The organism is Streptomyces fragilis (genome assembly GCF_003112515.1).
In the GTDB taxonomy this organism is placed as follows: Bacteria; Actinomycetota; Actinomycetes; order Streptomycetales; family Streptomycetaceae; genus Streptomyces; species Streptomyces fragilis.
This window is the reverse complement of the sequence record NZ_BEVZ01000010.1, coordinates 60,824-83,915: the sequence shown is the minus strand read 5'-3', so window position 1 is coordinate 83,915 and position 23,092 is coordinate 60,824. Positions and strand designations below refer to the sequence as shown.

Annotated in this window: 18 protein-coding genes; 4 read left to right on the top strand and 14 right to left on the bottom strand. The window is 73.5% G+C overall.

The genetic code is table 11. The features are described 5' to 3' along the window. Window positions 1-288: 288 nt before the first annotated feature. The 5 genes from Sfr03f_RS27950 to bldG all read right to left on the bottom strand — a co-directional run bounded on the left by Sfr03f_RS27950 (window position 289) and on the right by bldG (window position 6,365). Window positions 289-1,851, bottom strand: a complete 1,563-nt coding sequence (locus Sfr03f_RS27950) for a DUF7059 domain-containing protein (RefSeq protein ID WP_170145172.1) — start codon at window positions 1,849-1,851, stop codon at window positions 289-291. A gap of 209 nt (window positions 1,852-2,060) precedes the next feature. Then, window positions 2,061-2,630, bottom strand: coding sequence for a small secreted protein (locus Sfr03f_RS27945; RefSeq protein ID WP_174721667.1), 570 nt, complete (start codon window positions 2,628-2,630; stop codon window positions 2,061-2,063). Between the two features lie 222 nt (window positions 2,631-2,852). Further along, the gene (locus tag Sfr03f_RS27940) at window positions 2,853-5,210 is read right to left on the bottom strand and encodes a sodium-translocating pyrophosphatase (protein WP_108956982.1); all 2,358 of its coding nucleotides are present in this window, start codon (window positions 5,208-5,210) and stop codon (window positions 2,853-2,855) included. 280 nt (window positions 5,211-5,490) lie between these two features. Continuing rightward, window positions 5,491-5,916, bottom strand: coding sequence for an ATP-binding protein (locus tag Sfr03f_RS27935; protein WP_108957047.1), 426 nt, complete (start codon window positions 5,914-5,916; stop codon window positions 5,491-5,493). A gap of 107 nt (window positions 5,917-6,023) precedes the next feature. Continuing rightward, window positions 6,024-6,365: an anti-sigma factor antagonist BldG gene (bldG, locus tag Sfr03f_RS27930; protein WP_003975386.1), complete on the bottom strand. Its 342-nt coding sequence runs from the start codon at window positions 6,363-6,365 to the stop codon at window positions 6,024-6,026. A 79-nt stretch (window positions 6,366-6,444) separates the two neighbouring features. Between bldG and Sfr03f_RS27925 the strand changes: the two genes are divergently transcribed. Then, window positions 6,445-8,991: a DEAD/DEAH box helicase gene (locus Sfr03f_RS27925; RefSeq protein WP_245967804.1), complete on the top strand. Its 2,547-nt coding sequence runs from the start codon at window positions 6,445-6,447 to the stop codon at window positions 8,989-8,991. Window positions 8,992-9,037: 46 nt separating this feature from the next. Here Sfr03f_RS27925 and Sfr03f_RS31745 read toward each other — a convergent pair whose 3' ends face one another. From Sfr03f_RS31745 to ssd, 7 genes are all read right to left on the bottom strand, one after another. Beyond that, window positions 9,038-9,694: an Rv3654c family TadE-like protein gene (locus tag Sfr03f_RS31745; RefSeq protein ID WP_108957045.1), complete on the bottom strand. Its 657-nt coding sequence runs from the start codon at window positions 9,692-9,694 to the stop codon at window positions 9,038-9,040. 176 nt (window positions 9,695-9,870) lie between these two features. Continuing rightward, window positions 9,871-10,251 (bottom strand): TadE family type IV pilus minor pilin, encoded by a 381-nt coding sequence (locus Sfr03f_RS27915; protein ID WP_108956981.1) that lies wholly within the window; start codon window positions 10,249-10,251, stop codon window positions 9,871-9,873. Continuing rightward, window positions 10,238-10,456 carry a DUF4244 domain-containing protein gene (locus Sfr03f_RS27910; protein WP_245967803.1) on the bottom strand — a complete coding sequence of 73 codons (219 nt, stop codon included), beginning with the start codon at window positions 10,454-10,456 and terminating at the stop codon, window positions 10,238-10,240. Before Sfr03f_RS27910 ends, Sfr03f_RS27915 begins: the two co-directional genes overlap by 14 nt. Window positions 10,457-10,543: 87 nt before the next feature. Then, the gene (locus Sfr03f_RS27905; RefSeq protein ID WP_108956979.1) at window positions 10,544-11,326 is read right to left on the bottom strand and encodes a type II secretion system F family protein; all 783 of its coding nucleotides are present in this window, start codon (window positions 11,324-11,326) and stop codon (window positions 10,544-10,546) included. Further along, window positions 11,323-12,294: a type II secretion system F family protein gene (locus tag Sfr03f_RS27900; RefSeq protein ID WP_372514213.1), complete on the bottom strand. Its 972-nt coding sequence runs from the start codon at window positions 12,292-12,294 to the stop codon at window positions 11,323-11,325. The genes Sfr03f_RS27905 and Sfr03f_RS27900 overlap by 4 nt, the downstream gene beginning before the upstream one ends. After that, window positions 12,291-13,565 carry a TadA family conjugal transfer-associated ATPase gene (locus tag Sfr03f_RS27895; protein WP_108956977.1) on the bottom strand — a complete coding sequence of 425 codons (1,275 nt, stop codon included), beginning with the start codon at window positions 13,563-13,565 and terminating at the stop codon, window positions 12,291-12,293. Before Sfr03f_RS27895 ends, Sfr03f_RS27900 begins: the two co-directional genes overlap by 4 nt. Further along, complete coding sequence (gene ssd / locus Sfr03f_RS27890; RefSeq protein ID WP_108956976.1) at window positions 13,562-14,665, bottom strand: septum site-determining protein Ssd; 1,104 nt, start codon at window positions 14,663-14,665, stop codon at window positions 13,562-13,564. Before ssd ends, Sfr03f_RS27895 begins: the two co-directional genes overlap by 4 nt. 544 nt (window positions 14,666-15,209) lie before the next feature. Here ssd and Sfr03f_RS27885 point away from each other — a divergent pair. Beyond that, on the top strand, window positions 15,210-16,055 hold the full coding sequence (locus tag Sfr03f_RS27885) for an HAD family hydrolase (RefSeq protein ID WP_108956975.1): 846 nt from the start codon (window positions 15,210-15,212) through the stop codon (window positions 16,053-16,055). A gap of 468 nt (window positions 16,056-16,523) precedes the next feature. Here the strand turns inward: Sfr03f_RS27885 and Sfr03f_RS27880 are convergent, their stop codons facing one another. Then, entirely contained in the window at window positions 16,524-17,348 is an 825-nt protein-coding gene (locus tag Sfr03f_RS27880) for a Fic family protein (protein ID WP_108956974.1), read from the bottom strand. 184 nt (window positions 17,349-17,532) lie between these two features. Here Sfr03f_RS27880 and Sfr03f_RS27875 point away from each other — a divergent pair, with 184 nt between their 5' ends. Then, a complete protein-coding gene (locus Sfr03f_RS27875) occupies window positions 17,533-18,513 on the top strand; it encodes an ATP-binding protein (RefSeq protein WP_108956973.1) in 981 nt (326 codons plus the stop codon). A 121-nt stretch (window positions 18,514-18,634) separates the two neighbouring features. Here Sfr03f_RS27875 and Sfr03f_RS27870 read toward each other — a convergent pair whose 3' ends face one another. Then, a complete protein-coding gene (locus tag Sfr03f_RS27870) occupies window positions 18,635-19,984 on the bottom strand; it encodes a polysaccharide deacetylase family protein (protein ID WP_245967802.1) in 1,350 nt (449 codons plus the stop codon). A 347-nt stretch (window positions 19,985-20,331) separates the two neighbouring features. Between Sfr03f_RS27870 and Sfr03f_RS27865 the strand changes: the two genes are divergently transcribed. After that, window positions 20,332-22,629 (top strand): SulP family inorganic anion transporter, encoded by a 2,298-nt coding sequence (locus tag Sfr03f_RS27865; protein WP_108956972.1) that lies wholly within the window; start codon window positions 20,332-20,334, stop codon window positions 22,627-22,629. Window positions 22,630-23,092: the final 463 nt, after the last annotated feature.

Sequence of the window (23,092 nt, the reverse complement as noted above, 5' to 3'; positions counted from 1 at the left end):
GCACCTCGGGTTCGGGTCTGGTGACGCTGCGGAGTGTGACGGTACATGCCGCCCCCGTGTCAAACGGGAAAAGCCCGCAACGGCCACTCGAACGGTAACCCGACTACCGCCATTCCTGCCGCCCGGACTCCCGAGCCGGCCGGGAACCGGCCAGGCGGCAGGCGCCGCCCGTCCTCCTGGCCTGCGGCGGCGCTCGGATCCGGCGTCCCCCGAGGGCCGCGCCTCAAACGCCCGGCCGCCCGGGAAACCGGGTCGCGCCGCCCGCGCAACCGGGTCACGCCGCCCCGGTCAGGAGGCCGGTTCCAGGAATCCCTGCTCGATCAGCAGCCGGATCTGCGCGGGGGTGCGGTCCCGCAACAGCACCGGATCCTCCCCCATGAGCTGGGCGATGGCGTCCAGGATCCGGCCCGCGCTGAGCGATCCGTCACAGACGCCGGCGAAGCCGGCGCCCACGGTGTCCACCTGGGCGGCTCGGCGCATGCCGCGGTTCTGGCGGAGCACCACGTGTTCCGGGTCCTCGGCCCCGGGCAGCCCGACCTGCTCCTGCAGCACCTCCCCGGCGAGCCGGAAGTGCGCCTCCAGCAGTGCCGCGTCGTCGTTGCTCCGCAGGTAGTCCACCCGGTCGAAGTGGGCCCGCACCGTCTCGCCGAGCGGCTGCTCGATCGGGTGCGGCCACTCCTCGACGGTGACGGACGGGTCCGCCTCGGCCGCCGTGCTCCGGCGCAGGGTGATCCACCCGAAGCCGACGGACCGGACGTCACGGGCCTCGAACTCGTCGAGCCATGCGTCGTACCGGGCCTGGTACTCGGCGGGGTCGCCCCGGTGGTCGCCGGCGTCGCGCAGCCAGAGCTCGGCGTACTGCGTGATGTCCTGCACCTCGCGCTGGACGATCCAGGCGTCGCACCCCCACGGCACCCAGGAGGCCAGCCGGCTCTGCCAGTCCTCCCCGTCGACGTGCTCCCAGTTGGCGAGGAACTGCGCGAAACCGCCCTCGTTCAGCCGGGCTCCGGACTGCTGGACCAGGGTGCGGCACAGGTCGTCGCCGCTCATCCCGCCGTCCCGGTAGGTGAGGCGGGCTCCCGGGGAGATCACGAAGGGCGGATTGGAGACGATCAGGTCGTACCTGTCCTGCTCCGGCAGCGGCTCGAACAGCGAACCCTCGTGGAGCTCGGCGGCCGGCGCCCCCGAGAGCGCGAGGGTCAGCGCGGTCACGTGCAGGGCACGCGGGTTGAGGTCGGTGGCCGTCACCCGGGTGGCGTGTCCGGTGGCGTGCAGCGCCTGGATGCCGGAGCCGGTGCCGAGGTCGAGGGCGGAGGCGACCGGGGCGCGCACGGTGAGACCGGCCAGGGTCGTGGAGGCGCCGCCGACGCCGAGGACCACGCCCTCCTCCTTGCTGCCGATGCCGCCGGCCCCGCCCACGGCACAGCCGAGGTCGGACACGATGAACCAGTCCTCGCCGTCCGGCCCGCCGTACGGCCGCACGTCCACGGTGGCGGCGACCTCGTCACCACCGGCCGGCCGCAGCCATCCGGCGTCCAGGCAGTCCTCCAGCGGCAGCACCTCACCCGCCCGACCGCCCGCGACGGGCTGCTGGAGCAGGAAGAGGCGGACCAGTATCTGCAGCGCCGAGTCCCCACGCGTGGCGCGCAGCGCGGGGACGGTCTCGGCCCGCGCCAACGCCGCGTAGGCCGGGGCGCCGAGCAGGTCGAGCAGCCCGTCGGCGGTGAAGTCCGCCGCAAGCAGGGCTTCCCGCAGACGCGCCGTGGTGTCGGGGCGGTCGGCGGCCGGCAGGGCGGACAGGGCCGAGGGCCTCGTGTCCGAGGGCTGGGGTGACTGACTGGCGTTGCTCACCGTCCCATTGTCACCGCTCGGGCCGAACCGGCACGCCCGCCTGTGGACGACGGACGGGCGGGAGGGGAGGCCGCCTGCGCCGTCTGTGGACGACGCGGCACCCGCGCGACACTGCGTCACCCTCGCGGGTGAACCCACGGGATGGGTCGGGGCTCACCGTCCACAAGGACCCGGAGCACCGGCCCCCGCGGTCCGGGTCCGGCCGCGGGTCAGGCGTCCGACTTCGACCCGGTGCCGCCGCCGGCCTCGCAGGAGGGCTGCGCGCGCATGGCCTTGCCCACCTCGCCCTCCTCCAGCCGCTTGAGGGCGTCGCTGCCGCTGCCGCTGAGCTTCTGCAGCTCGGCGCCGACCTCCTTGAGACCGTCGGCGAACTCGGCCTGGTCGTCGGTCTTCAGCTCGTCGACCTGCTTCTTCAGATCGGCGTAGGAGTCGGCGATGGAGTTGAGCTCCTTCACCGCGTCCTTCTGCTTCTTCTCACCGTTCTCCACCGCGGGCGGACCGGCACGGTCGATCACGGAGCCGATCTTGCGGTAGGCGTCGGAGATGTCCTGGAAGGCCTTCGAGTCGGTCTCCTTGACGTCCTTCGGCGGAGCCTTGTCGGAACTGTCCTCCTGGATCGAGGCGTTGGCGGCCTGGATCTTCTTGGCCTGAGGCTGCACACCGTCACAGACCTTCTTGGCCCAGGCGTTGAGCTCTTCGCTGTTGTCGTCGCCGCAACCGGACAGCGCCAGCATCAGTGCCGCACCGCCGGCCAGGGCGGTCGCGAGCTTCTTCTTCACCGGGTCGGTCCCTTCCGTCGCTCTCGGCCCCGGAACATACACGCCGGGCGAGGAGCACACGGAGTCCGAGCATCCGATTTATACCTGATTGAATCCTTTTGCATCAGCGAGAGAAGATTCACGGCCACTGTTGTGCAAGTTCGCACACAAGAAGGGCACAAGTGCTCGTTGAGAGCTGGTGGAGACGAAGGGTCCGACAGACCCGTCGCCCGCGGCGATCCGTCAGCGCCCGGCGGGAGACCGCGCCTCGTCCGCGTCACCCATGGCGATTCCCCGGCGTCTGGAGACCCACACGGCGACCACCACGACGACCAGCGCGAGCACCGCGATCAGCGCCCGCAGACCCGGACTGGCACCCGATCCGTAGCCGAGCTGGATCACGGCGGGCGCGATCAGCAGCGCCACCAGGTTCATCACCTTCAGCAGCGGGTTGATGGCGGGACCCGCGGTGTCCTTGAACGGGTCGCCCACGGTGTCGCCGATGACGGTGGCCTCGTGGGCCTCGCTGCCCTTGCCGCCGAAGTTGCCGTCCTCCACCAGCTTCTTCGCGTTGTCCCAGGCCCCGCCGGAGTTGGCGAGGAACACGGCCATCAGGGTGCCGGCGCCGATCGCGCCGGCCAGGAAGGCGGCGAGGGCTCCGACCCCGAGCGTGAAGCCGACGGCGATGGGCGCCGTCACGGCCAGCAGCCCGGGGGTGGTCAGCTCGCGCAGGGCGTCCCGGGTGCAGATGTCGACGACCCGCCCGTACTCCGGCTTCTCGGTGCGGTCCATGATCCCGGGGTGCTCCCGGAACTGGCGGCGGACCTCGTGGACGACCGCGCCCGCCGACCGGGACACCGCGTTGACGGCCAGCCCGGAGAAGAGGAAGACCACCGCGGCCCCCATGATCAGCCCGACCAGGTTGTTGGGCTGGGTGATGTCCGTGATCAGTGTCAGCGGCGCGCCGGGGCCCGAGATCCTCTCGCCCACCTCACGCGCGCCGGTGAGCACGGCGTCCCGGTAGGAACCGAAGAGCGCCGCCGCCGCGAGCACCGCGGTGGCGATGGCGATGCCCTTGGTGATCGCCTTGGTGGTGTTGCCCACCGCGTCGAGGTCGGTCAGCACCTGGGCGCCGGGGCCTTCGACGTCACCGGACATCTCCGCGATGCCCTGCGCGTTGTCGGAGACCGGACCGAAGGTGTCCATGGCGACGATCACGCCGACGGTGGTCAGCAGGCCGGTGCCCGCGAGGGCGACCGCGAACAGCGCGAGCATCACCGAGGCGCCGCCGAGCAGGAAGGCCCCGTACACGCCGAGGGCGATCAGCAGGGCGGTGTAGACGGCGGATTCCAGCCCCATGGCGACACCGGCCAGAATCACGGTGGCGGGACCGGTGAGCGAGGTGCGGCCGATGTCCCTCACCGGGCGGCGGCCGGTCTCGGTGAAGTAGCCGGTCAGCTGCTGGATCAGAGCGGCCAGCACGATGCCGATGGCCACCGCGACGAGCGCCAGCACCCGCGGGTCGCCCGCGCGGCCACCGACCGCCGGGTCGGTCACTCCGTCCAGCTCGGCGTAGGTGGAGGGCAGGTAGACGAAGGCGGCGACGGCCACCAGGGCCAGGGATACCGCCGCCGAGACGAAGAAGCCCCGGTTGATCGCGCTCATCCGGCTGCGGTCGGCTCGGCGGGGGGACACCGCGAAGATGCCGATCACCGCCGTGACCACGCCGATCGCCGGAACCATCAGCGGGAACGCGAGCCCCGCGTCACCGAACGCCGCCATGCCCAGGATCAACGCGGCGACCAGCGTCACCGCGTAGGACTCGAAGAGGTCGGCCGCCATGCCCGCGCAGTCCCCCACGTTGTCCCCGACGTTGTCGGCGATGGTGGCGGCGTTGCGTGGGTCGTCCTCCGGGATGCCCTGCTCGACCTTCCCGACCAGGTCGGCGCCGACGTCGGCGGCCTTGGTGAAGATGCCCCCACCGACTCGCATGAACATGGCGATCAGGGCGGCGCCCAGACCGAACCCTTCGAGCACCTTCGGCGCGTGCGCGGCGTACACCAGCACCACGCAGGAGGCGCCCAGCAGGCCGAGGCCCACGGTGAACATGCCGACCACCCCGCCGGTCCGGAACGCGATGCGCATCGCCGCGCGTGTGGCACCGGGCGTGGACGCCTCGTCGGCGGCGTCCCGCGCGGCCGCCGCGACGCGGACGTTGGTGCGGACGGCCAGCCACATGCCGGTGTAGCCGGTGGCGGCCGAGAAGACCGCACCGACCAGGAAGAAGACGGACCGGCCGATGCGCTGGCCCCAGTCGTCGGCGGGCAGCAGGAGCAGCAGGAGGAAGACCACGACGGCGAAGACGGCGAGGGTGCGCAGCTGGCGGGCGAGGTACGCCCTGGCGCCCTCCTGCACGGCGGCGGCGATCTGCCGCATGTTCTCGGTGCCCTCGCCGGCCGCGAGCACCTGGCGCACCAGTACGCCGGCCACCGCGAGGGCGGCCAGCGCGACGACCGCGATCACGGCCACCACGATCCGGTTCCCGTCGGTGAGCACCACGGCGAGGTGCGCCTGGCCGGATACGGGGGAAAGCCCCGCCATTCGTCCTCCTCGACGCCTGGACCGAGCTCGCAGCGGAGGCCGGAGGGCCGCCACGTTCTTCAGAGCAGCGTCACACGAACGGGACGAAGGCGCACATCAGGGAGGGCTCGGGCATCCGGAGGCAGGATGTGGCGTGTCTGCGGCAGGGCCTGGGCGACCGACGGTCGCCGGACGGACGGGACGCTCGCGTCTGAGAGGCGCCATGCCGGGAGAGGGAGAAGAAGGGCGAGAGCTGCGGCGAAGAAGGAGCGGGAGCACCCGCGGGAAGGACCACCCGGCGTCAGTCGCGGGCAGTGGGCCAAGTCATGCGGATCAGGCCGCCTTCGGCCCCGGCGCTGACTTCGAGGTCGTCCACCAGGCCGGAGATCACCGCGAGGCCCATCTGGTCCTCCTCGGTCTCCGCCGTGTCGAGCGCTGCGCGGGAGTCCCCGGGCACCGCGTCGGCGGACGTCGATCGGGGAGCGTCGTCGGCCACCTCGATGGAGAAGAGCTTCTCCTCGTCGGTCAGCGCGATGCGAACCGGCGAGCCGAGGCCGCTGCCCCGGTGAAGACCGACCGCACGGGAACACGCCTCGCCGACGGCGAGACGCACCTCGTCGAGGACCGCCTCGTCCACTCCGGCCCGGCGCGCCACCGCGGCCGCCACCAGCCGGGCGGTCCGGACGTGCGCCGGAAGCGGGCTGATGAGGAGCTCAACGGTGGCCATGCACATCCCCCTCGGAACTACGGTCCTGCTTTCCGGAGGGCATGCCGAAGTGACGGCCCACCCTCCCGATGACGTCCGCCCCGGGCCGAGGCCCGGGGCGGCGCTTGTCAGTCGGTGGCCGCGACCGCTTCCTCGACCGACGTGTGGATCGGGAAGACCTTGGTCAGGCCGGTGATCCGGAAAATCTTCAAAATGCGCTCCTGGTTGCACACCAGACGGAGCGAGCCCTCATGGGCACGCACCCGCTTCAGGCCACCGACCAGCACGCCGAGCCCGGTGGAGTCGAGGAAGTCCACGCCCTCCATGTCGACGACGAGGTGGAAGCTCCCGTCGTTCACCAGCTCGACCAGCTGCTCGCGCAGCTTGGGCGCGGTATATACGTCGATTTCGCCACCGACCTCGACGACCGTGCGATCGCCGACGGTACGGGTCGACAGGGACAGGTCCACGGATCCTCCAGCACCTTGCTATCGAGCGGTCGTCCCTCGGGACACCTGGCGGAATCCCCGGGACTGTTCGCCAGCCGCGATGGCATTCAATCACTTACCGGCAGGCGCGCACGACGCCTTGGGTCCATTGTCCTTCCAGCCGGTGACACACTCGGTGCCGATGGCTGAGAATCACCGATCCGGTCGAACCCGGACGGACACTGCTTCCCGCCCCTCGCCGGACACGATTCTGGACCGGCTCGCCGGGGGCCAGGATCGTGCTGCGCGCATCACTCATACGGAGCACCTGCCCCCTCGGGCGGGTCGGCATGCCGTCTGGCCGCACGAGATCCGTGAAGAAGTTCTCGCGGCGGTCCGGGAGCACGGCATCGAGCACCCCTGGGCCCACCAGGCACGAGTGGCCGAGCACGCTCTGGACGGCGAGTCGGTCGTGGTCGCCACCGGCACCGCGTCGGGCAAGTCGCTGGCCTATCTGGTGCCCGTCCTCTCCGCCCTCCTGGACGGCGCGGAGGCGCCCAACGGACGTGGCGCGACCGCCCTGTACCTGGCTCCCACCAAGGCCCTCGCCGCCGACCAGCACCGCGCCGTCAAGGAGCTCGCCGGCCCTCTGGGGACGAAGGTCCGGCCGGCCGTGTACGACGGCGACACACCGGTCGAGGAACGCGAGTGGGTCCGGCAGTACGCCAACTACGTGCTGACCAATCCGGACATGCTGCACCGCGGCGTCCTCCCCTCCCATCCCCGCTGGTCCTCCTTCCTGCGGGCGCTGCGGTACGTGGTGATCGACGAATGCCACACCTACCGCGGGGTCTTCGGTTCGCACGTGGCCCAGGTGCTGCGCCGGCTGCGCAGGCTCTGTGCCCGATACGGGTCCTCCCCGGTGTTCCTGCTGGCCAGCGCCACCGCCGCGGAACCGGCCGAGGCGGCCCGGCGGCTCACCGGCCTGCCGGTGATCGAGGTGGCCGACGACGCCTCGCCGCGCGGTGAACTGGTGTTCGCGCTGTGGGAGCCGCCGCTGACCGACCTGCAGGGCGAGAAGGGCGCGCCCGTCCGCCGCACCGCGACCGCCGAGACGGCCGACCTGCTCACCTCCCTCACCCTGCAGGGTGTGCGGACCGTGGCCTTCGTCCGTTCGAGGCGCGGCGCCGAGCTGATCTCCGTGATCACACAGGAGCGGCTGGCCGAAAAAGATCGTTCTCTGGCCGGGCGTGTCGCGGCCTACCGGGGTGGTTATCTGCCGGAGGAACGGCGCGCGCTGGAGCGCGCGCTCCACTCCGGAGAGCTGCTGGGGCTCGCCGCGACCACCGCGCTGGAACTCGGCGTGGACGTCTCCGGCCTCGACGCCGTGGTCATCTGCGGCTATCCCGGCACCCGTGCCTCCCTCTGGCAGCAGGCCGGCCGGGCGGGCCGGACCGGCCAGGGCGCGCTGGCCGTTCTGGTGGCCCGTGACGATCCGCTGGACACCTTCCTGGTGCACCATCCGGAGGCCCTGTTCGACCGTCCGGTGGAGTCCACCGTCCTCGACCCGGACAACCCGTACGTGCTCGCCCCGCACCTGTGCGCCGCGGCGGCCGAGCTTCCGCTGACCGACGAGGACCTCGCGCTCTTCGGCCCGGCGACCGCTGACCTGATGCCGCAGCTGGAGACGGCGCAGCTGCTGCGACGTCGCGCCCGGGCGTGGCACTGGACGCGGCGGGAGCGGGCGGCGGACCTCGCCGACATCCGGGGCGCGGGCGGCCGCCCGGTCCAGGTGGTGGAGGCGGACACCGGCCGTCTCCTGGGCACCGTCGACGCGGGGGCCGCCCACACCGCGGTCCACGAGGGCGCGGTCCACCTCCACCGGGGACTCACCTACGTGGTCCGAGAGCTCGACCTGGAGACGTCCGTCGCCCTGGTCGAGAGGGCCGACCCGCCGTACACCACGGTCGCCCGGGACACCACGGCCATCTCCGTCCTCGCCACCGACACCGAGATCCCCTGGGGCGACGGCCGCCTGTGCTTCGGGTCGGTGGAGGTCACCAACCAGGTGGTCTCCTACCTGCGGCGCCGGCTGATCACCGGCGAGGTGCTGGGCGAGACCAAGCTGGACCTGCCGCCCCGCACGCTGCGGACCCGCGCCGTCTGGTGGACCGTCACGGAGGACCAGCTGGACGCGGCGCGCATCACGCCCGAGATCCTCGGCGGGTCCCTGCACGCCGCCGAGCACGCCTCGATCGGCATGCTGCCCCTGTTCGCCACCTGCGACCGCTGGGACATCGGCGGCGTCTCCGTCCCGCTCCACCCGGACACGCTGCTGCCCACGGTGTTCGTCTACGACGGCCATCCGGGTGGCGCCGGGTTCGCCGAGCGCGCCTTCCACACCGCGGCGGAGTGGCTGCGGGCGACCCGCGAGGCCATCGGGTCCTGCGAGTGCGAGGCGGGGTGTCCGTCCTGCATCCAGTCCCCCAAGTGCGGCAACGGGAACGAGCCGCTGCACAAGCGGGGAGCCGTACGGCTGCTGGGCGAACTGCTCCGCGGGGCGCCGGGCCGGGCCGACGGGGACGGCGGAGCGGGCGACCGGTCGGCGGCGGCCACGGCCACGGAGGACGATGCGGGGACGGACCCGCGCACCGGTCCCGGAGACTGACCCGGCGCCCGGACGCGGCCCGCCGGTTGGCCGGGGACCGGCCGCGTCACCGTGCGTCCGGCGTGGGCGGTCGGCCGGGCCGCCTGCCCGGTGGGCGGGGCGGTGCGGGCGATCCAGGCGTGTCCCCAGCGGGGGGGCCGAGCCGGGCACATCCCGGACGGGCGGGCGGAGTCAGGCGGTCTGGTCGCGTCCCCGGTCGGCGGGCCGGGCGGGGCTGGGCGGGGCGGGCGCGTCCCCGGTGGGTGGGCCGGAGCCAGGCGGGCCGGGTGCGCCACCCGGGGGACGGGTCGGGAGCCGACGGCCCGGCTCTGGCACGGGACTGCGCCGTGAAGGGACCGTGGCCGGCCTCCGCGACGACGTCGGCCACCTCACCAGCGATCTCGCACCTGACGAGCCGCGCCCGCTGGGCCCGTGCCACCCGGTCGGCCGGGGCGCAGGCGGCCGTCGTGCCGTCGGGCCAGTGCCGTGCCGCCGCCAGCGCCGCCAGATCGGCGGCGGCCGCGGCGCGGTGCCGCACCACCACCGCCTCCCCCATGGCGAGCACCGCCGCGAAGACCACGCAGAGGGCGGCCAGAATCCCGCCCGCCCAGATCGTGGCCGACCCGCGGTCGCCCCGGCCTCTCCCGCCGCGGCCCCCGTCGTCCCGGCCGTTCACGCCCGGGCGCCTGACCCTCCGGCTGCCCCACACGCCCAGGCCTCTCATCCCCGGGCCCCCCACTCCCGGGCCTCTCGCCCTCTGACCGCTCACACCCTGGCCTCTCACCCGTCGGCCCCACACACCCAGGCCCCTCACCGTCCGACCCCACCCACCTGGGCCTTTCACCCTGCGACCCCACCCACCTGGGCCTCTCGGCCCCCGATCGCTCACGCTTCGGCTCCTCACCGCCCGGCCCCGACGGTCTCCTCGGCCAGCGCGACCGCCTCGTGCCGCACCTCGAACGGCAGAGCGCCGGCGCCCGGCGGGTGGGCCACCACCCGTACCCGTACGAGGCCACCGCTCCGTCCCACGGTCACGCTCGCTCCCTCCGGCGCGCTGCGCCGGGCGACGGCGAGGACCGCGTCCTCGGGGTCCTGGCGGGCAGCGGCCCGGGCGCCGGCCCGGGCCGCATCCACGCACTGGATCTGCGCGGCGGTCGCCATCAAGGCCCACACCAGCGCCACCCCGAAGAGGACCAGCACCGGCAGGGTGACGGCTGTCTCCGCCGTGACCATCCCGCTCTGCCGGTCCCGCGCCGGGCGGGCGTCGTCATGGCCCTCCATCGAGCGCCTTCTTCACCAGTCCCTGCAGTTCGGCGTCGACCTGACCACTGGTCACCACCTTGTAGAGCACCGCCGCGAAGGCGACGGCGGCCACGATGCCCATCGCGTACTCGGACGTGACCATGCCCGCGTCCCGATGAGCCCTGTCGACCCTGCGGACCAGGTACAGCAGCCCGTCCCGCAGCCGACGTGCTCGTCCCGTCATGTTGCGCATTCCGACCTCCAGGTCGTTCGTTTCCTTGGTTTCCTCGATGTCCGCCGCACCCGTGCGGCGGAGTCCTCGGGCGCCTGCTCACGGGCCGCCGCCGAGCGCGCCGTCCGCCAGGCCGACGACCACCGGGAGCACACCGATCGCGATGAAGGCCGGGAGGAAGCAGAGACCCACCGGCCCGGTGATCAGCACACCCGCTCTGCGGGCCCGCGCGGTGGCGGCCCGGTCTCCCGCCGCGCGGGCCTCGGCGGCCAGCCGGGCGGCCGGGGCCGCCGCCGGCAGGCCCGACTCACCCGCCCGCTCGATGAGCCGGGCGAGGGGTGCCGCACCCGGCACGGCGGCCAGACGCCGCCAGGCGTCGGCCGCGTCACCCCCGAGCCGGACCTCGGCCGCACCCTGTGCCAGCCGTTCTCCCAGCGGCCCGCCGAGCGCCTCGCCGACGGCCCGGGCGGCGAGCACGGGCTCGGCCCCGGCCTCGACGCACGCGGCCAGCAGGTCGGCCGCGAGCGGCAGCTGCCGGGCCGCCTGGGCGGCTCCATGATCCGCAGCGGCCTCCTGGGCGGCCTGCCGTCCGAGTCGTCGCTCCAGAAGGAGCCCGGACACCACGCCCACCGCCAGACCCGGCAGTCCTCCGACGAGCAGCCAGCCCAGGACGGCCGCGCCCATGACCGCCGCCCGACGCCTCGTCGTCCCGCCGGGCGGCCACCGCCACCGCGCGGCGGGCGGCGGCCCGGCAGGTCTCCCCAGCAGCGCGGCCGCCCGACGGCGGGCACGCACCGCACCACGGCGTACGGCGATCTCACCGGCCGCCCAGCCCAGGGCGGTCGTCATCCCCAGCGCCGTCACGACACCCGGCCAGGTCATGCCCCCGCCTCCGCCCCGCGCACGATGCGCGACGCCCACCACACGCCCGCCGCCTCCAGCACCCCGCCCACGGCGAGGCACGCGAGCCCCGCCCCGGTGTGCAGGAGGATCCGCAGCGGGTCGGCTCCCATCGCCGTGCCGAGGAGCAGGCCGAGGACGGGCAGCCCGGCGAGCATCACGGTGGTGGCTCTGGCGCCCGCCAGCTGGGACCGGAGGTCGGCGCGCCGGTCACGCTCCGACCGCAGAGCCGCGTCGAGCCGCTCCAGACCGTCGGCGAGTCCCGCGCCACGGTCCACCGCCACCCGCCAGCACGCCGCCAGTCCGCGCAGCCCTTCCGCCCCCGGAGCACGCGAGGCACCTGTCAGGGCCGTGGCCACATCACCGCCGAAGCGCGCGGCAGCCACCGCCGGGGCGAGAGCGCCGTCGAGCACGCCGCCGCCCTGACCGCGCAGCACCAGGGTCAATGCCTCACCCGGCTGCCGGCCTGCGCGCACCTCGCCCGCCAGCGCACCGCACAGGGCGATCACCGCCTCGGCCCGCCGGTCGTGTTCCTCCCGAACATCGGAGGCGCGCCGCAGCCTCCGCACGATCGGCACGGCCGCCATGCCCAACACCGCGGGGATGGGCGACGCTCCCAGCAGCGCCACCGCTCCCCCGGCCGCCGCAGCCCACCACTCGGTCCCTGGCCGACGCCCGCGCGCCCGGAGACTTTGATCGAGAACCTGTCCGGTCAGAACGCCCCACCACGGGGCGGGCTCCTGAAGCCGGTCAGGCGTGCCCACCGGACCTGTTCCCTCGTCCAGGGCGCCAGAGCGCATCCGGGCCGCCCGCACCATGGCTCGTGCCCGAGGAGCCTGCGACCGGGCTCCCGGCCACCACCAGACGCCCGCCGCCGCACACGCCGCACACGCCGTGGCCACCGCGACCGCCCCGTCCGCTGCGCCCGCTCCCGCGGCGACGACGGTCACCACGCCTCCCCCAGGCCGGCCCGCTCCGGTGCGAGGTCCGCACACTGCTCCGCCGACTCCGCCTGCTCTTCCGCACCGCCCGGAGCCCCGGCGTCCAGCAGTCGCACCAGGCGCTCCCACCCGGGCTGCGGAACGAAGGCCCGCTCGCTCCACCGCAGGGCGGGCACCGTCCTCACCAGCCCGGCGGAGTCGCGCTCCAGCACCCGGACCTCGGCGATCCGACGGCGTCCGCCGCGATCACGCACGAGGTGGATCACCACGGACAACGCGGCGGCGAGCTGGCTGTGCAGTGCCGCCCGGTCCAGGCCGGCAGCCGTCCCCAGGGCCTCCAGCCGGGCCGGGACGTCCGCCGCCGCGTTGGCGTGCACCGTCCCGCACCCGCTGTGGCCCGTGTTGAGCGCGGCCAGCAGATGCACCACCTCGGCGCCGCGCACCTCGCCCACCACCAGTCGGTCGGGCCGCATCCTGAGCGCCTGCCGCACCAGGTCCTCGAGGGTCACGAGCCCGGCGCCCTCCTGGTTCGCCGGCCTGCTCTCCAGCCGGACGACGTGGGGATGCTCGGGCCGCAGCTCCGCCGAGTCCTCGGCCAGCACGATCCGCTCGGCCGGGCCGGCGAGGCCCAGCAGCGCGCTGAGCAGCGTGGTCTTGCCGGTACCGGTACCCCCGCTGATCAGGAAGGACAGCCGGGCGTCCACCAGGGCCCGCAGCACCCCCTCCCCGCTGGGCGGCAGCATCCCGGCGCCGGTCAGCTCGCCGAGGGTGAAGGCGCGCGGACGGACCACCCGCAGCGACAGGCAGGCACAGCTCACCGCGACCGGCGGGAGCACCGCGTGCAGCCGCGTCCCGTCGGGCAGCCGCGCGTCCACCCAGGGTCGGGCGTCGTCGAGACGGCGTCCGGCGACGGAGGCCAGCCGCTGGGCCAGGCGGCGCACCGCGGCGGCGTCCGGGAAGGCGACGCCGGTCAGCTCCAGCCCCGTGCCTCGGTCCACCCACACCCGGTCCGGCGCGGACACCAGGACGTCGGTCACCTCGGGGTCCGCGAGCAGCGGCTCCAGCGGCCCGCTTCCCACCAGTTCGGAGCGCAGCCGCACCGCCGCGCCCAGCACCTCCTCGTCACCGAGGACCCGGCCGCCCCGCTCACGCAGCGCCTGCGCGACCCGGGCCGGGGTGGGGTCGGCTCCGCTCTCGGCGAGCCAGCGGCGCACTCCGTCGATCAGGTCTCCCGTCGGCACGGCGTCCCGAGGGGCGCCGTGCCGGCCCCGGGCGCTCATCGCCCACCGGCCGAAGCCGCCGCGCGGTCCCAGAACTGGCGGCAGAACCGGCTCAACGGGGCACGGGGCGCCGCCCCGGGAGGCAGTGAGGCAGCCGCGGGCGGACGCAGGTCCGGTTCGGCCGGGACCTCTCCCAGCAGAGGCAGGCCCAGGAGCCGGGCGACCTCCGCGCCGTCGAGGCCCGGCGCATGGGGCCCCCGGACGGCGACCCGGAGGTCCCGCAGCACCATCCCCGCCATCGAGGCCACGCGGCCGGCCGCGGCCACCGCCCTGATCTCCGCGGGGACCACCAGCACACCCAGGTCCAGCTGCGCCAGGATCTCGGCGACGCCCTCGTCGACCCTCCGGGGCAGGTCCACCACCACCGCGCCACCGCCTCGCCGGGCCGCGGCCAGCACGGCACGCACCGCGTCCGGGGGAACGTGCACGCAGTCGCCGCGGTCCCAACTCAGCACCCGTAGCGAGTGAAGGCTGGGCAACGACTCCTCGAGCGCCCCGCCGCCCAGCCGGCCGCGCGAAGTGGCGAAGGCGGGCCAGCGCAGCCCTTCGGCGGCCTCGCCGCCCAGCAGCACGTCCAGCCCTCCGCCCAGGGGGTCGGCGTCCACCAGAAGTGTGCGCACCCCGCAGCGGGCGGAGGTGACGGCCAGCGCGCAGGCCAGCGTCGAGGCTCCGGCGCCGCCCCGGCCGCCGATGACTCCGACCGTCAGGGCGGGGCGGCCCACGCCCTCCACGACGTCGGCGATCCGGTCCGTGAGCCACTGTTCGCCGTCCGGCAGAACCAGCACGTGGTCGGCGCCGATCTCGACGGCGTGACGCCACACCCCCGGGTCGTCCTGGTCCCGCCCGACCAGGACCACGCCCGGTCTGCGCGGTGCGCCCCGTACCCGGCGGGCGGCGTCGTCCCCGATCAGGACGAGCGGCGCGCCCTCCCACACGGAGCGCCTGCCGGGCGGCCCCGGATGCACTTCCGGGGTCGCCCCGGCCGCGGCGCACAGCCTCAGCAGATCGTCGAGGAGCAGCGGGTCCTCGGTCACGATGAGCGGTACGCCCGCTGCCCGCTGAGGACCATGAGCGGGGGTCTCGGGGGTGGGTCCGGTCATGGCTGCTGCCTCCTGCCCGGCGGGGAGGACACGTCTCCCCGGCCGTTGGTGTCGGAACTGGGCGGCGCGGTGGGAAAAACGGGCTGTGCGAAGGCACGGCCCGTCATCCGGACGCGTCGAAAACACCGTGCGGCAAGACGGAAAAAGAAGTGGATCTTGGTAGATATCGGGGGACAACCCGGCGAATGTGAATATCGCGTTCACCCCCACGAGCGACGCGCGTGGACCCAACTCGCCTGGGCGCGCAGCGACGGAAGAGGAAACCTCGCCGCATCCTCTCGATTACCGACAGTCACCGCCGGCGCCCGCCAAAAAGGCGGCCGAACCCACTGCGAGAGAGGGCCCGGCCGCCTGGCCCGGAGGGCGAAAACCCGTCCGGACATGCGACGACCCCCGCCGGGGGGGAGAGCGGGGGTCGTCATCCACGATCCGACTCGGGGGGGGAGGAGCCGGACCGGGTTAGCACGGTCGCGAACGATCCGTGACTTCCATGGTGTACCCGAGAGGCTTCTCAGGCAAACCCACGCGCCACACCTTACGCCGAATGGCTGCCCCCTATGCTCGCCTTGTGGAAAACCACTCCTTGCCCCGCACCGCGGCCTTCTTCGACCTGGACAAGACGGTCATCGCGAAGTCGAGCACGCTCACCTTCGGCAGGTCCTTCTACCAAGGCGGACTGATCAATCGCCGCGCCGCCCTGCGCACGGCGTACATCCAGTTCGTCTTCCTGGCGGGCGGCGCCGACCACGACCAGATGGAACGCATGCGGAAGCACATGTCCGCCATGTGCCGCGGCTGGGACGTCCAGCAGGTCAGGGACATCATCGCCGAGACCCTGCACGACCTCATCGACCCGATCATCTACGACGAGGCCGCCTCGCTGATCGAGGAGCATCACCTGGCCGGCCGTGACGTGGTGATCGTCTCGACCTCCGGGTCGGTGATGGTCGAGCCGATCGGGGAGATGCTGGGCGCCGACCGGGTGGTGGCCACCCGCATGGTGGTCGGCGACGACGGCCGTTTCACCGGCGAGGTCGAGTACTACGCCTACGGCCCGACCAAGGCCGAGGCCATCCGCGAGCTGGCCGAGTCCGAGGGGTACGACCTCACCCGTTGCTACGCCTACAGCGACTCGGCGACGGACCTGCCCATGCTGGAGACGGTGGGCCATCCGCATGCCGTCAACCCTGATCGGACGCTGCGCCGCGAGGCGCTGACCCGTGGCTGGCCGATCCTCGACTTCAGCCGGCCGGTTCGCCTGAAGCAGCGGGTCCCGAACTTCACGGCCCCGTCCCGTCCGGTGCTGGTGGCGGCGGCCACGGTCGGCGCCGCCGCGGCGGCGGCCCTCGTCTGGTACGCCACCAGCCGCAGGCGGGCGACCTCCGTCTGAGAGCCGGCGCGGCGCCGCAAGCACCGACCGGCACCCCCTGACCAGCGGTCAGGGGGTGCCGGCATGCCGGACCCGGGACCGGCCCTCCGGTCGGCGCGGAGCGGTCGAGCAGAGCGCTTGAACGGCAAACCAAGCGAATTCCGGCAGGGGTTCACACAGGCCACGCAACAGGAGTACAAAGGACTTAACGGCCCGCGAGACCAAGGACATCCGACGGGATGACCTTCGCAACGCGACGGCCCCACGGACCGGAGCATGAACACCGGGCACCCACGCGACGTCGACCCGTCGATTACGGGCCAGCCGCACCAGGCCACGGGAGAAAGTTCCCGGCCTGATGGGCGACTTACGAGGACGCTTGGTAACCCGGCGGCGTCATGCGAGCGGCGGCACGAGGTCTCGTGCCGCCGCAGCCCTGTGCGAGGCGGTCACGCCCCCGCACCCCGGACCGTCACACGCCGGCGCGCCTCAGGCGGCGCCGCGCTGCAGCGCCTCGCAGACCGCCGTGGACTCGCGGGCGCCCAGCTCGACCGCCTTGCCGCAGTGGGTGATCCAGGCGCTCATCCCCTCCGGCGTTCCGGAGACGTAGCCGTCCAGCGCCGCCCGGTAGGCGGCCCGGCCCAGTTCCGCGTGCCCCACCTCCGCCGGACAGATCGACTTGGGGTCCAGCCCGCTGCCCACCAGGACGATCCGCTCGGCGGCCCTGGCCACCAGGCCGTTGTGCGAGCGGAAGGGCCGCAGCGCGAGGATCTCGCCGTGCACCACCGCCGCCTTGACCAGGGCAGGCGCCGAGCCGCCGTCGATGATCAGACGGGCCAGCCCGTCCAGCCTCCCGGCGACCTCGTCCGCGTCGGGCAACGGCAGCTCGATCAGCGGCTCGTCGACGGTCTCGCCCGCCAACCGGGGACGCCCGATGTCGTCGCCGCCACCCGCGGCCGCCACCAGGTGCAGGCGGGCCAGCACCCGCAGCGGGGACTGCCGCCAGATGGAGAGCAGTTGGCCCGCCTCCGCGGTGAGCCGCAGCGCGGCGCCCACCATCCGGGCCTCGTCGTCACCGCTGAAGTCGGTCCGGCGCCGGACCTCCTCCAGCGCCCAGTCGGCCCCGGCGAGCGCGGCGGACCCACGCGCTCCGCGCAGAGCCGCCTCGGAGGTGATCTCGTTGCTGCGGCGACGCATGATGCGGTGGCCGTAGACCCGGTCGACGTACTTGCGGACGGACTCCACGGAGTCGGCCACACCGGGAAGCGAACCCAGGGCCGCGAGCGGGTCGGCGGACGCGCCAGTCGTACTCATGAGTACGACATTACGCGCCCGCACGCCGCCCCACATCGCCCGGCCCGGGGAGCACCGGAGCAAGTGACAGCCGAGGACGGGCTTTGACCGCCATGCCGTCGAAGGCCCCACGATGGAGTGGTCGTCGGAACGAATACCGCCGGATCCGCCACCTAGCGCAGTCGACCTACTACGCTAGGTGAACATGAAAATTGCTTTCGTCGGCAAGGGCGGCAGCGGCAAGACGACCCTGTCCTCGCTGTTCGTACGCCACCTCGCCGCGTCCGGGGCGCCGGTCATCGCCGTGGACGCGGACATCAACCAGCATCTGGGAGCCGCGCTCGGCCTCGACGAGACGGAGGCCGCCGCCCTGCCCGCGATGGGTCGCCACCTCACCCTCATCAAGGACTACCTGCGCGGCACCAATCCGCGGATCACCTCCGCCGAGGCCATGATCAAGACCACGCCGCCCGGCGAGGGCTCCCGCCTCCTGCGCGTGCGGGAGGAGAACCCGGTCTACGAGGCCTGTGCCCGCCCGGTGGCCCTGGACGGAGGCACGGTCCGCCTGATGGTCACCGGCCCCTTCACCGAGTCCGACCTGGGGGTGGCCTGCTACCACTCCAAGACCGGGGCGGTGGAGATGTGCCTGAACCACCTGGTCGACGGGCGGGACGAGTACGTGGTGGTGGACATGACGGCCGGCTCGGACTCGTTCGCCTCGGGCATGTTCACCCGTTTCGACATGACCTTCCTGGTCGCCGAGCCCACCCGCAAGGGGGTCTCGGTCTACCGCCAGTACAAGGAGTACGCCCGGGACTTCGGGGTCGCTCTCAAGGTCGTGGGCAACAAGGTACAGGGCCCCGAGGACCTCGAGTTCCTGCGCGCCGAGGTGGGGGACGACCTGCTGGTGACGGTCGGCCACTCGGACTGGGTGCGGGCGATGGAAAAGGGCCGGCCGCCGCGCTTCGACCAACTGGAGGCCGCCAACCGGGCGGCGCTGGAGTCGCTGCGCACCGCGGCCGACGCGCGCTACGAGGCGCGGGACTGGGAGCGGTACACCCGGCAGATGGTGCACTTCCACCTGAGGAACGCCGAGTCCTGGGGGAACGCCAGGACGGGCACGGACCTGGCGCACCAGGTGGACCCCGGCTTCGTCCTCGACGAGCGGGTGAGCGAGCCGGCCTGAACCGTCCGCGCCGCGCCTGCACGGGCGGGAGGCACGGGGGTGCGGCCGGGGTACTCGGCCGCACCCGTGGCGGGCGGTGTCGAGCGGTGTCCGTCGCCGTCCGGCGACGGACTCCGGGTGATCAGTGGTCGGGAGCCTGCGCCACGGAACCTGCAGGGGCAGCAGCAGCCGCGGGATCCGCGAGGGCCGCAGGATCCGCGGGCGCAGCAGGACCCGCAGGAGCCTCGGGTGCGGCAGGATCCGCCGGCGCGGCCGGGGAGGTAAGGAAGCGCCGCCAGCCACCCTGGGGCGCCTGTCCGACCCCCAGCGTCCGCAGCTTGGCGACCGTCTGCGGGTCCTGGGCGTCCAGCCAGTCCGCGAGCTGCCGGAACGAGACGCAGCGCACCTCGGGCTGGGTGCACACGCCCTTGACGACCTCCTCGACCGCCCGCATGTAGACGCCGCCGTTCCACGACTCGAAGTGGTTGCCGATGATCACCGGCGCCCGGTTCCCGTCGTACGAACGGCGGAAGGCAGCCATCAGGCCGTCCCGCATCTGGTCGCCCCACTGCTGGTGCATGGCCGGGTTGCCGCGGGTGGTCCCGGACTGGTTGACCATGAAGTTGTAGTCCATGGAGATGGTCTCGAAGGCGCGGCCGGGCACCGGGACCATGTGCATGGACAGGTCCCACAGACCGTCCTTCCGCTCCGGCCAGACCTGCTCGCGGACACCACTGGTGTCGTAGCGGAAGCCCAGTTCCCGGGCCGCCGCGCGGAAGTTCTGCTGTCCCTCCAGGCAGGGCGTCCGGCCGCCGACCAGTTCCTTCTCGTAGTCGAACGGCAGCGGCTGGGCGTCCTTGAGGCCGGTGTTGGTCTTCCAGGTCTGCACGAAGCTCTTGGCCTGCGCGATCTCGCTCTTCCACTGCTCGACCGACCAGCTGCCGACGCCACCGCTTCCGCAGAAGTGACCGTTGAAGTGGGTGCCGATCTCGTTCCCCTCGAGCCACGCCTGGCGCAGTTGCTCGACGGTGGCGGCCACTCCCTGGATGTCGTTGAAGCCGATGTCGGAGCTTCCCGCGGATCGCCCGGGGGGCTGATAGAGGGAACGTTTCTCCGTGGGCAGCATGTACACGCCGCTGAGGAAGTAGGTCATCGTGGCCCTGTTCTCCGCGGCCACCTTCCGGAAGTGGGAGAAGAGCTTCTGCCCGTCCTCACCGGCGCCGTCCCAGGAGAAGACGACGAACTGCGGAGGACGTTGCCCGGGCTTGAGCCGTTCGGCCTTGGGCAGATGGGGCTGCGCCCCGGTGTAGGCGGTGGACCCGTCCCCGATCAGACGGACCGCCTGCGGAGCCTTCTTCGGCGCACCCTCCCTGGGGCCCGCCGCGCCCTGGGCGCCGGCCGCGCCGTCGGCCCCTGTTCCACAGCCGGCCAGCGACACGGCGCAGGCCGCCGCCGCCACGAGCACGGCGGTAGTTCTCCGGTTGGCGGTCATCTCCCGCCCCACCTTCTTCCTTCGCTCATACCGAGCGCCCACTGAGGCGCTCCCCGGTGGACCGCCGGAGGCCCGGCGGAGCCGTCAAGGTCGCACGATGAGGCGAGGAGATTTGTATGACAAGCCGATAAAAATATCCCTTCACCCAATGGGATGACTTATCAGGCCATTTGCCCGTTTTCTCTGTACGAGTTCTTTACTCAGAATTACTGTTCGTTTACTGAGTGTTGGCACCCGCCGCACCCGCACGATGTGCGGTCGGCCCGGTGCCGCAGCCAAGTGCCGTCGCCCGCGGTCACGGCGAGCCTTCGCGCGACCGCGCCGTCCCCGGAGGAGAAACACGAACCATGTCCGCCTATGTCCCCGACCGCGCCGAGGCCCACGAGGCCGGGCGCATCCACCGCCCCCACAGCCCGCCGCCCCACCGGCGCCGCCGCCTCAGGATCGCTCCCGCCGACCTGTCCGCCTCGGTCACGGTGTTCCTGATCTCCCTCCCGCTCTCACTGGGCATCGCGCTGGCCACCGGCGCGCCCCTCCAGGCCGGCCTGGTGGCCGCCGCCGTGGGCAGCCTGGTCGCCGGCCGCCTGGGCGGCGCCCCGCTCACCGTCAGCGGGCCCACCGCCGGTCTCACCGTGGTCACCGCGGACCTGATCCAGCAGTACGGATGGCGCACCACCTGCGCCGTCACCATCCTCGCCGGCGTGACGCAGGTGGCCCTCGGCTGGCTCCGGGTGGCCCGCACCGCCCTCGCCGTCAGCCCGGCCATCGTGCACGGCATGCTGGCCGGCATCGGGGTCACCATCGCCGTGGCCCAGCTGCACATCGTCCTCGGCGGCACCCCGCAGAGCTCGGTCCCGGAGAACCTCCGGGCGCTGCCCGCCCAGTTGGCCGACCTGCACCCGGGCGCCCTCGCCGTCAGCGCCCTCACCCTGGCGGTCCTCCTCGGGTGGTCGCGGATCCCCGGCACGGCCGGGCGGATCATGCGCCTGGTCCCCGCCGCGCTCGCCGCCATGCTGACGACCACCGCCGTCGCCCTCGCCATGGGGCTCAGCCTCCCCCGCGTCGACCTGCCCTCCTGGTCCAACCACGCGCTGGCCGGGTTCCCCGAGGGCCCCGCGCTGCCCCTGGCCGCGGCGGTGCTCACCATCACCCTGGTCGGCGGTGTGGAGACGCTGCTCTCCGCGGTGGCCGTCGACAAGATCGCCGCGACCCGTGGCGGTCCGCCGGTGCCGCGTGCCGACCTGGACCGGGAGCTGCGCGGCCAGGGTTTCGCCAACGTGGCCTCCGGCGCCCTGGGCGGACTGCCGGTCACGGGCGTGGCGGTGCGCAGTTCGGCCAACGCCCGCTGCGGCGCGGTCAGCCGCAATTCGGCGATGCTGCACAGCCTGTGGATCGCCGCCGCGGCACTCCTCCTCGTGCCCGCCCTGGAGCTGATTCCGCTCGCGGCGCTCGCCGCCCTGGTGATGGCGATCGGCGTGCAGATGGTCTCCCTCCACCACATCCGCACGGTCAACCGCCACCGCGAGGCCCTGGTGTACGCGGTCACCGCCGTCGCCGTCACCTTCCTGGGAGTCCTGCAGGGCGTGGGGGTCGGTGTGCTCGCCGCGGTCGCGGTCGCCCTCCACCGCCTGACCCACACCCGGATCACCCACGAGGTGCGCGACGGCGTCCACCGCGTCCACGTCCGCGGCCAGCTGACCTTCCTCGCCGTGCCCCGGCTCAGCCGGGTGCTGCACCTCATCCCGGAAGGCGCCGACGCGGTGGTGGAGCTGCACGGCTCCTTCGTGGACCACGCCGCGTACGAGTCGCTCCAGGACTGGCGCACCTCCCACCGGGCGCACGGCGGCTCCGTCCGCATCACCGGCCTGCGCACCGGGCTGACGGCCGTCGGCACGCCGACACCGACCGGGCCGGACGGGGCCGACGCTCCCGATGCCTCCAGCGCCCGCGGCGAACCCCCGCCCAGCGGGCACGAACTGGTGCGCGGCGTCAGCGCCTTCCAGCGGGACACCGCCCCCCTCGTGCGCAGCGAACTGGCCCGGCTGGCGCGGGAAGGGCAGCGGCCCGCGCAGCTCTTCCTCACCTGCGCCGATTCGCGGCTGGTGACGTCGATGATCACCACGAGCGGGCCGGGCGACCTCTTCGTCGTCCGCAACGTCGGGAACCTGGTGCCACCGCCGGGTGAGGAGTCGGGCGACGACTCGGTGGCCGCCGCCATCGAGTACGCGGTGGACGTCCTGGGGGTCCGGTCCATCACCGTCTGCGGCCACTCCGGGTGCGGCGCGATGCAGGCCCTGATCGACTCGGAGCCCGGTGGCGACGGGACGCCGTTGCAGCGGTGGCTGCGGCACGGGCTGCCGAGCCTGCGCCGCGTGGCCTCCGGCGCGCATCCCCCGGCGCGGCTGACCGCCAGGGAGCCGGCTGACGCCGTCGAGCTCCTGTGTCTGACCAACGTCGCGCAACAACTGGAGCACCTGAAGGCCCACGAGTCGGTCGCCCGAGCCGTCGCGGAGGGGCGCCTGGAACTCAACGGCATGTACTTCCACGTCGGCGAGGCCCAGGCCTACCTCCTGACCGACGCGCGGGGCACACCGGTCTTCGCCGACGTCCGGGAGACGGAGGCCGATCTGACCGGCGCGAGCTGACCGCCCGCGCTCCCGGGAGACCCCGGCCGGCGGGACCGATGCGCCTCGCCGACCGGGGCCGCCGGAGCCGTTAGGGCCGCTGGGTCCGCCGGAGCTGTCAGCGCTGCCGAAGCCGCCAGAGCTGCCCAGGGGGCTACCGGAGCCACCGAGGCCACCGAGGCCACCGGAGCTACCGACGCCACCGGGGCTACCGGGGCTACCGGGGCTACCGGGCCATCGGGCCACCGGAGCCACCAACGCCGCCGAGGCCACCGGGCCACCGGGCCACCGGGCCACCGGGCCACCGGGCCACCGGGCCACCGGGCCACCGGGCCACCGGGCCACCGGGCCACCGGAGCCACCAACGCCGCCGAGGCCACCGAGGCCACCGAGGCCACCGAGGTCACCGGGCCACCAGGGCCGCTGGGCCGCCAGGGCCGCCGGGCCACCGGGCCACCGGGCCACCGGGCCACCGGGCCGAGGG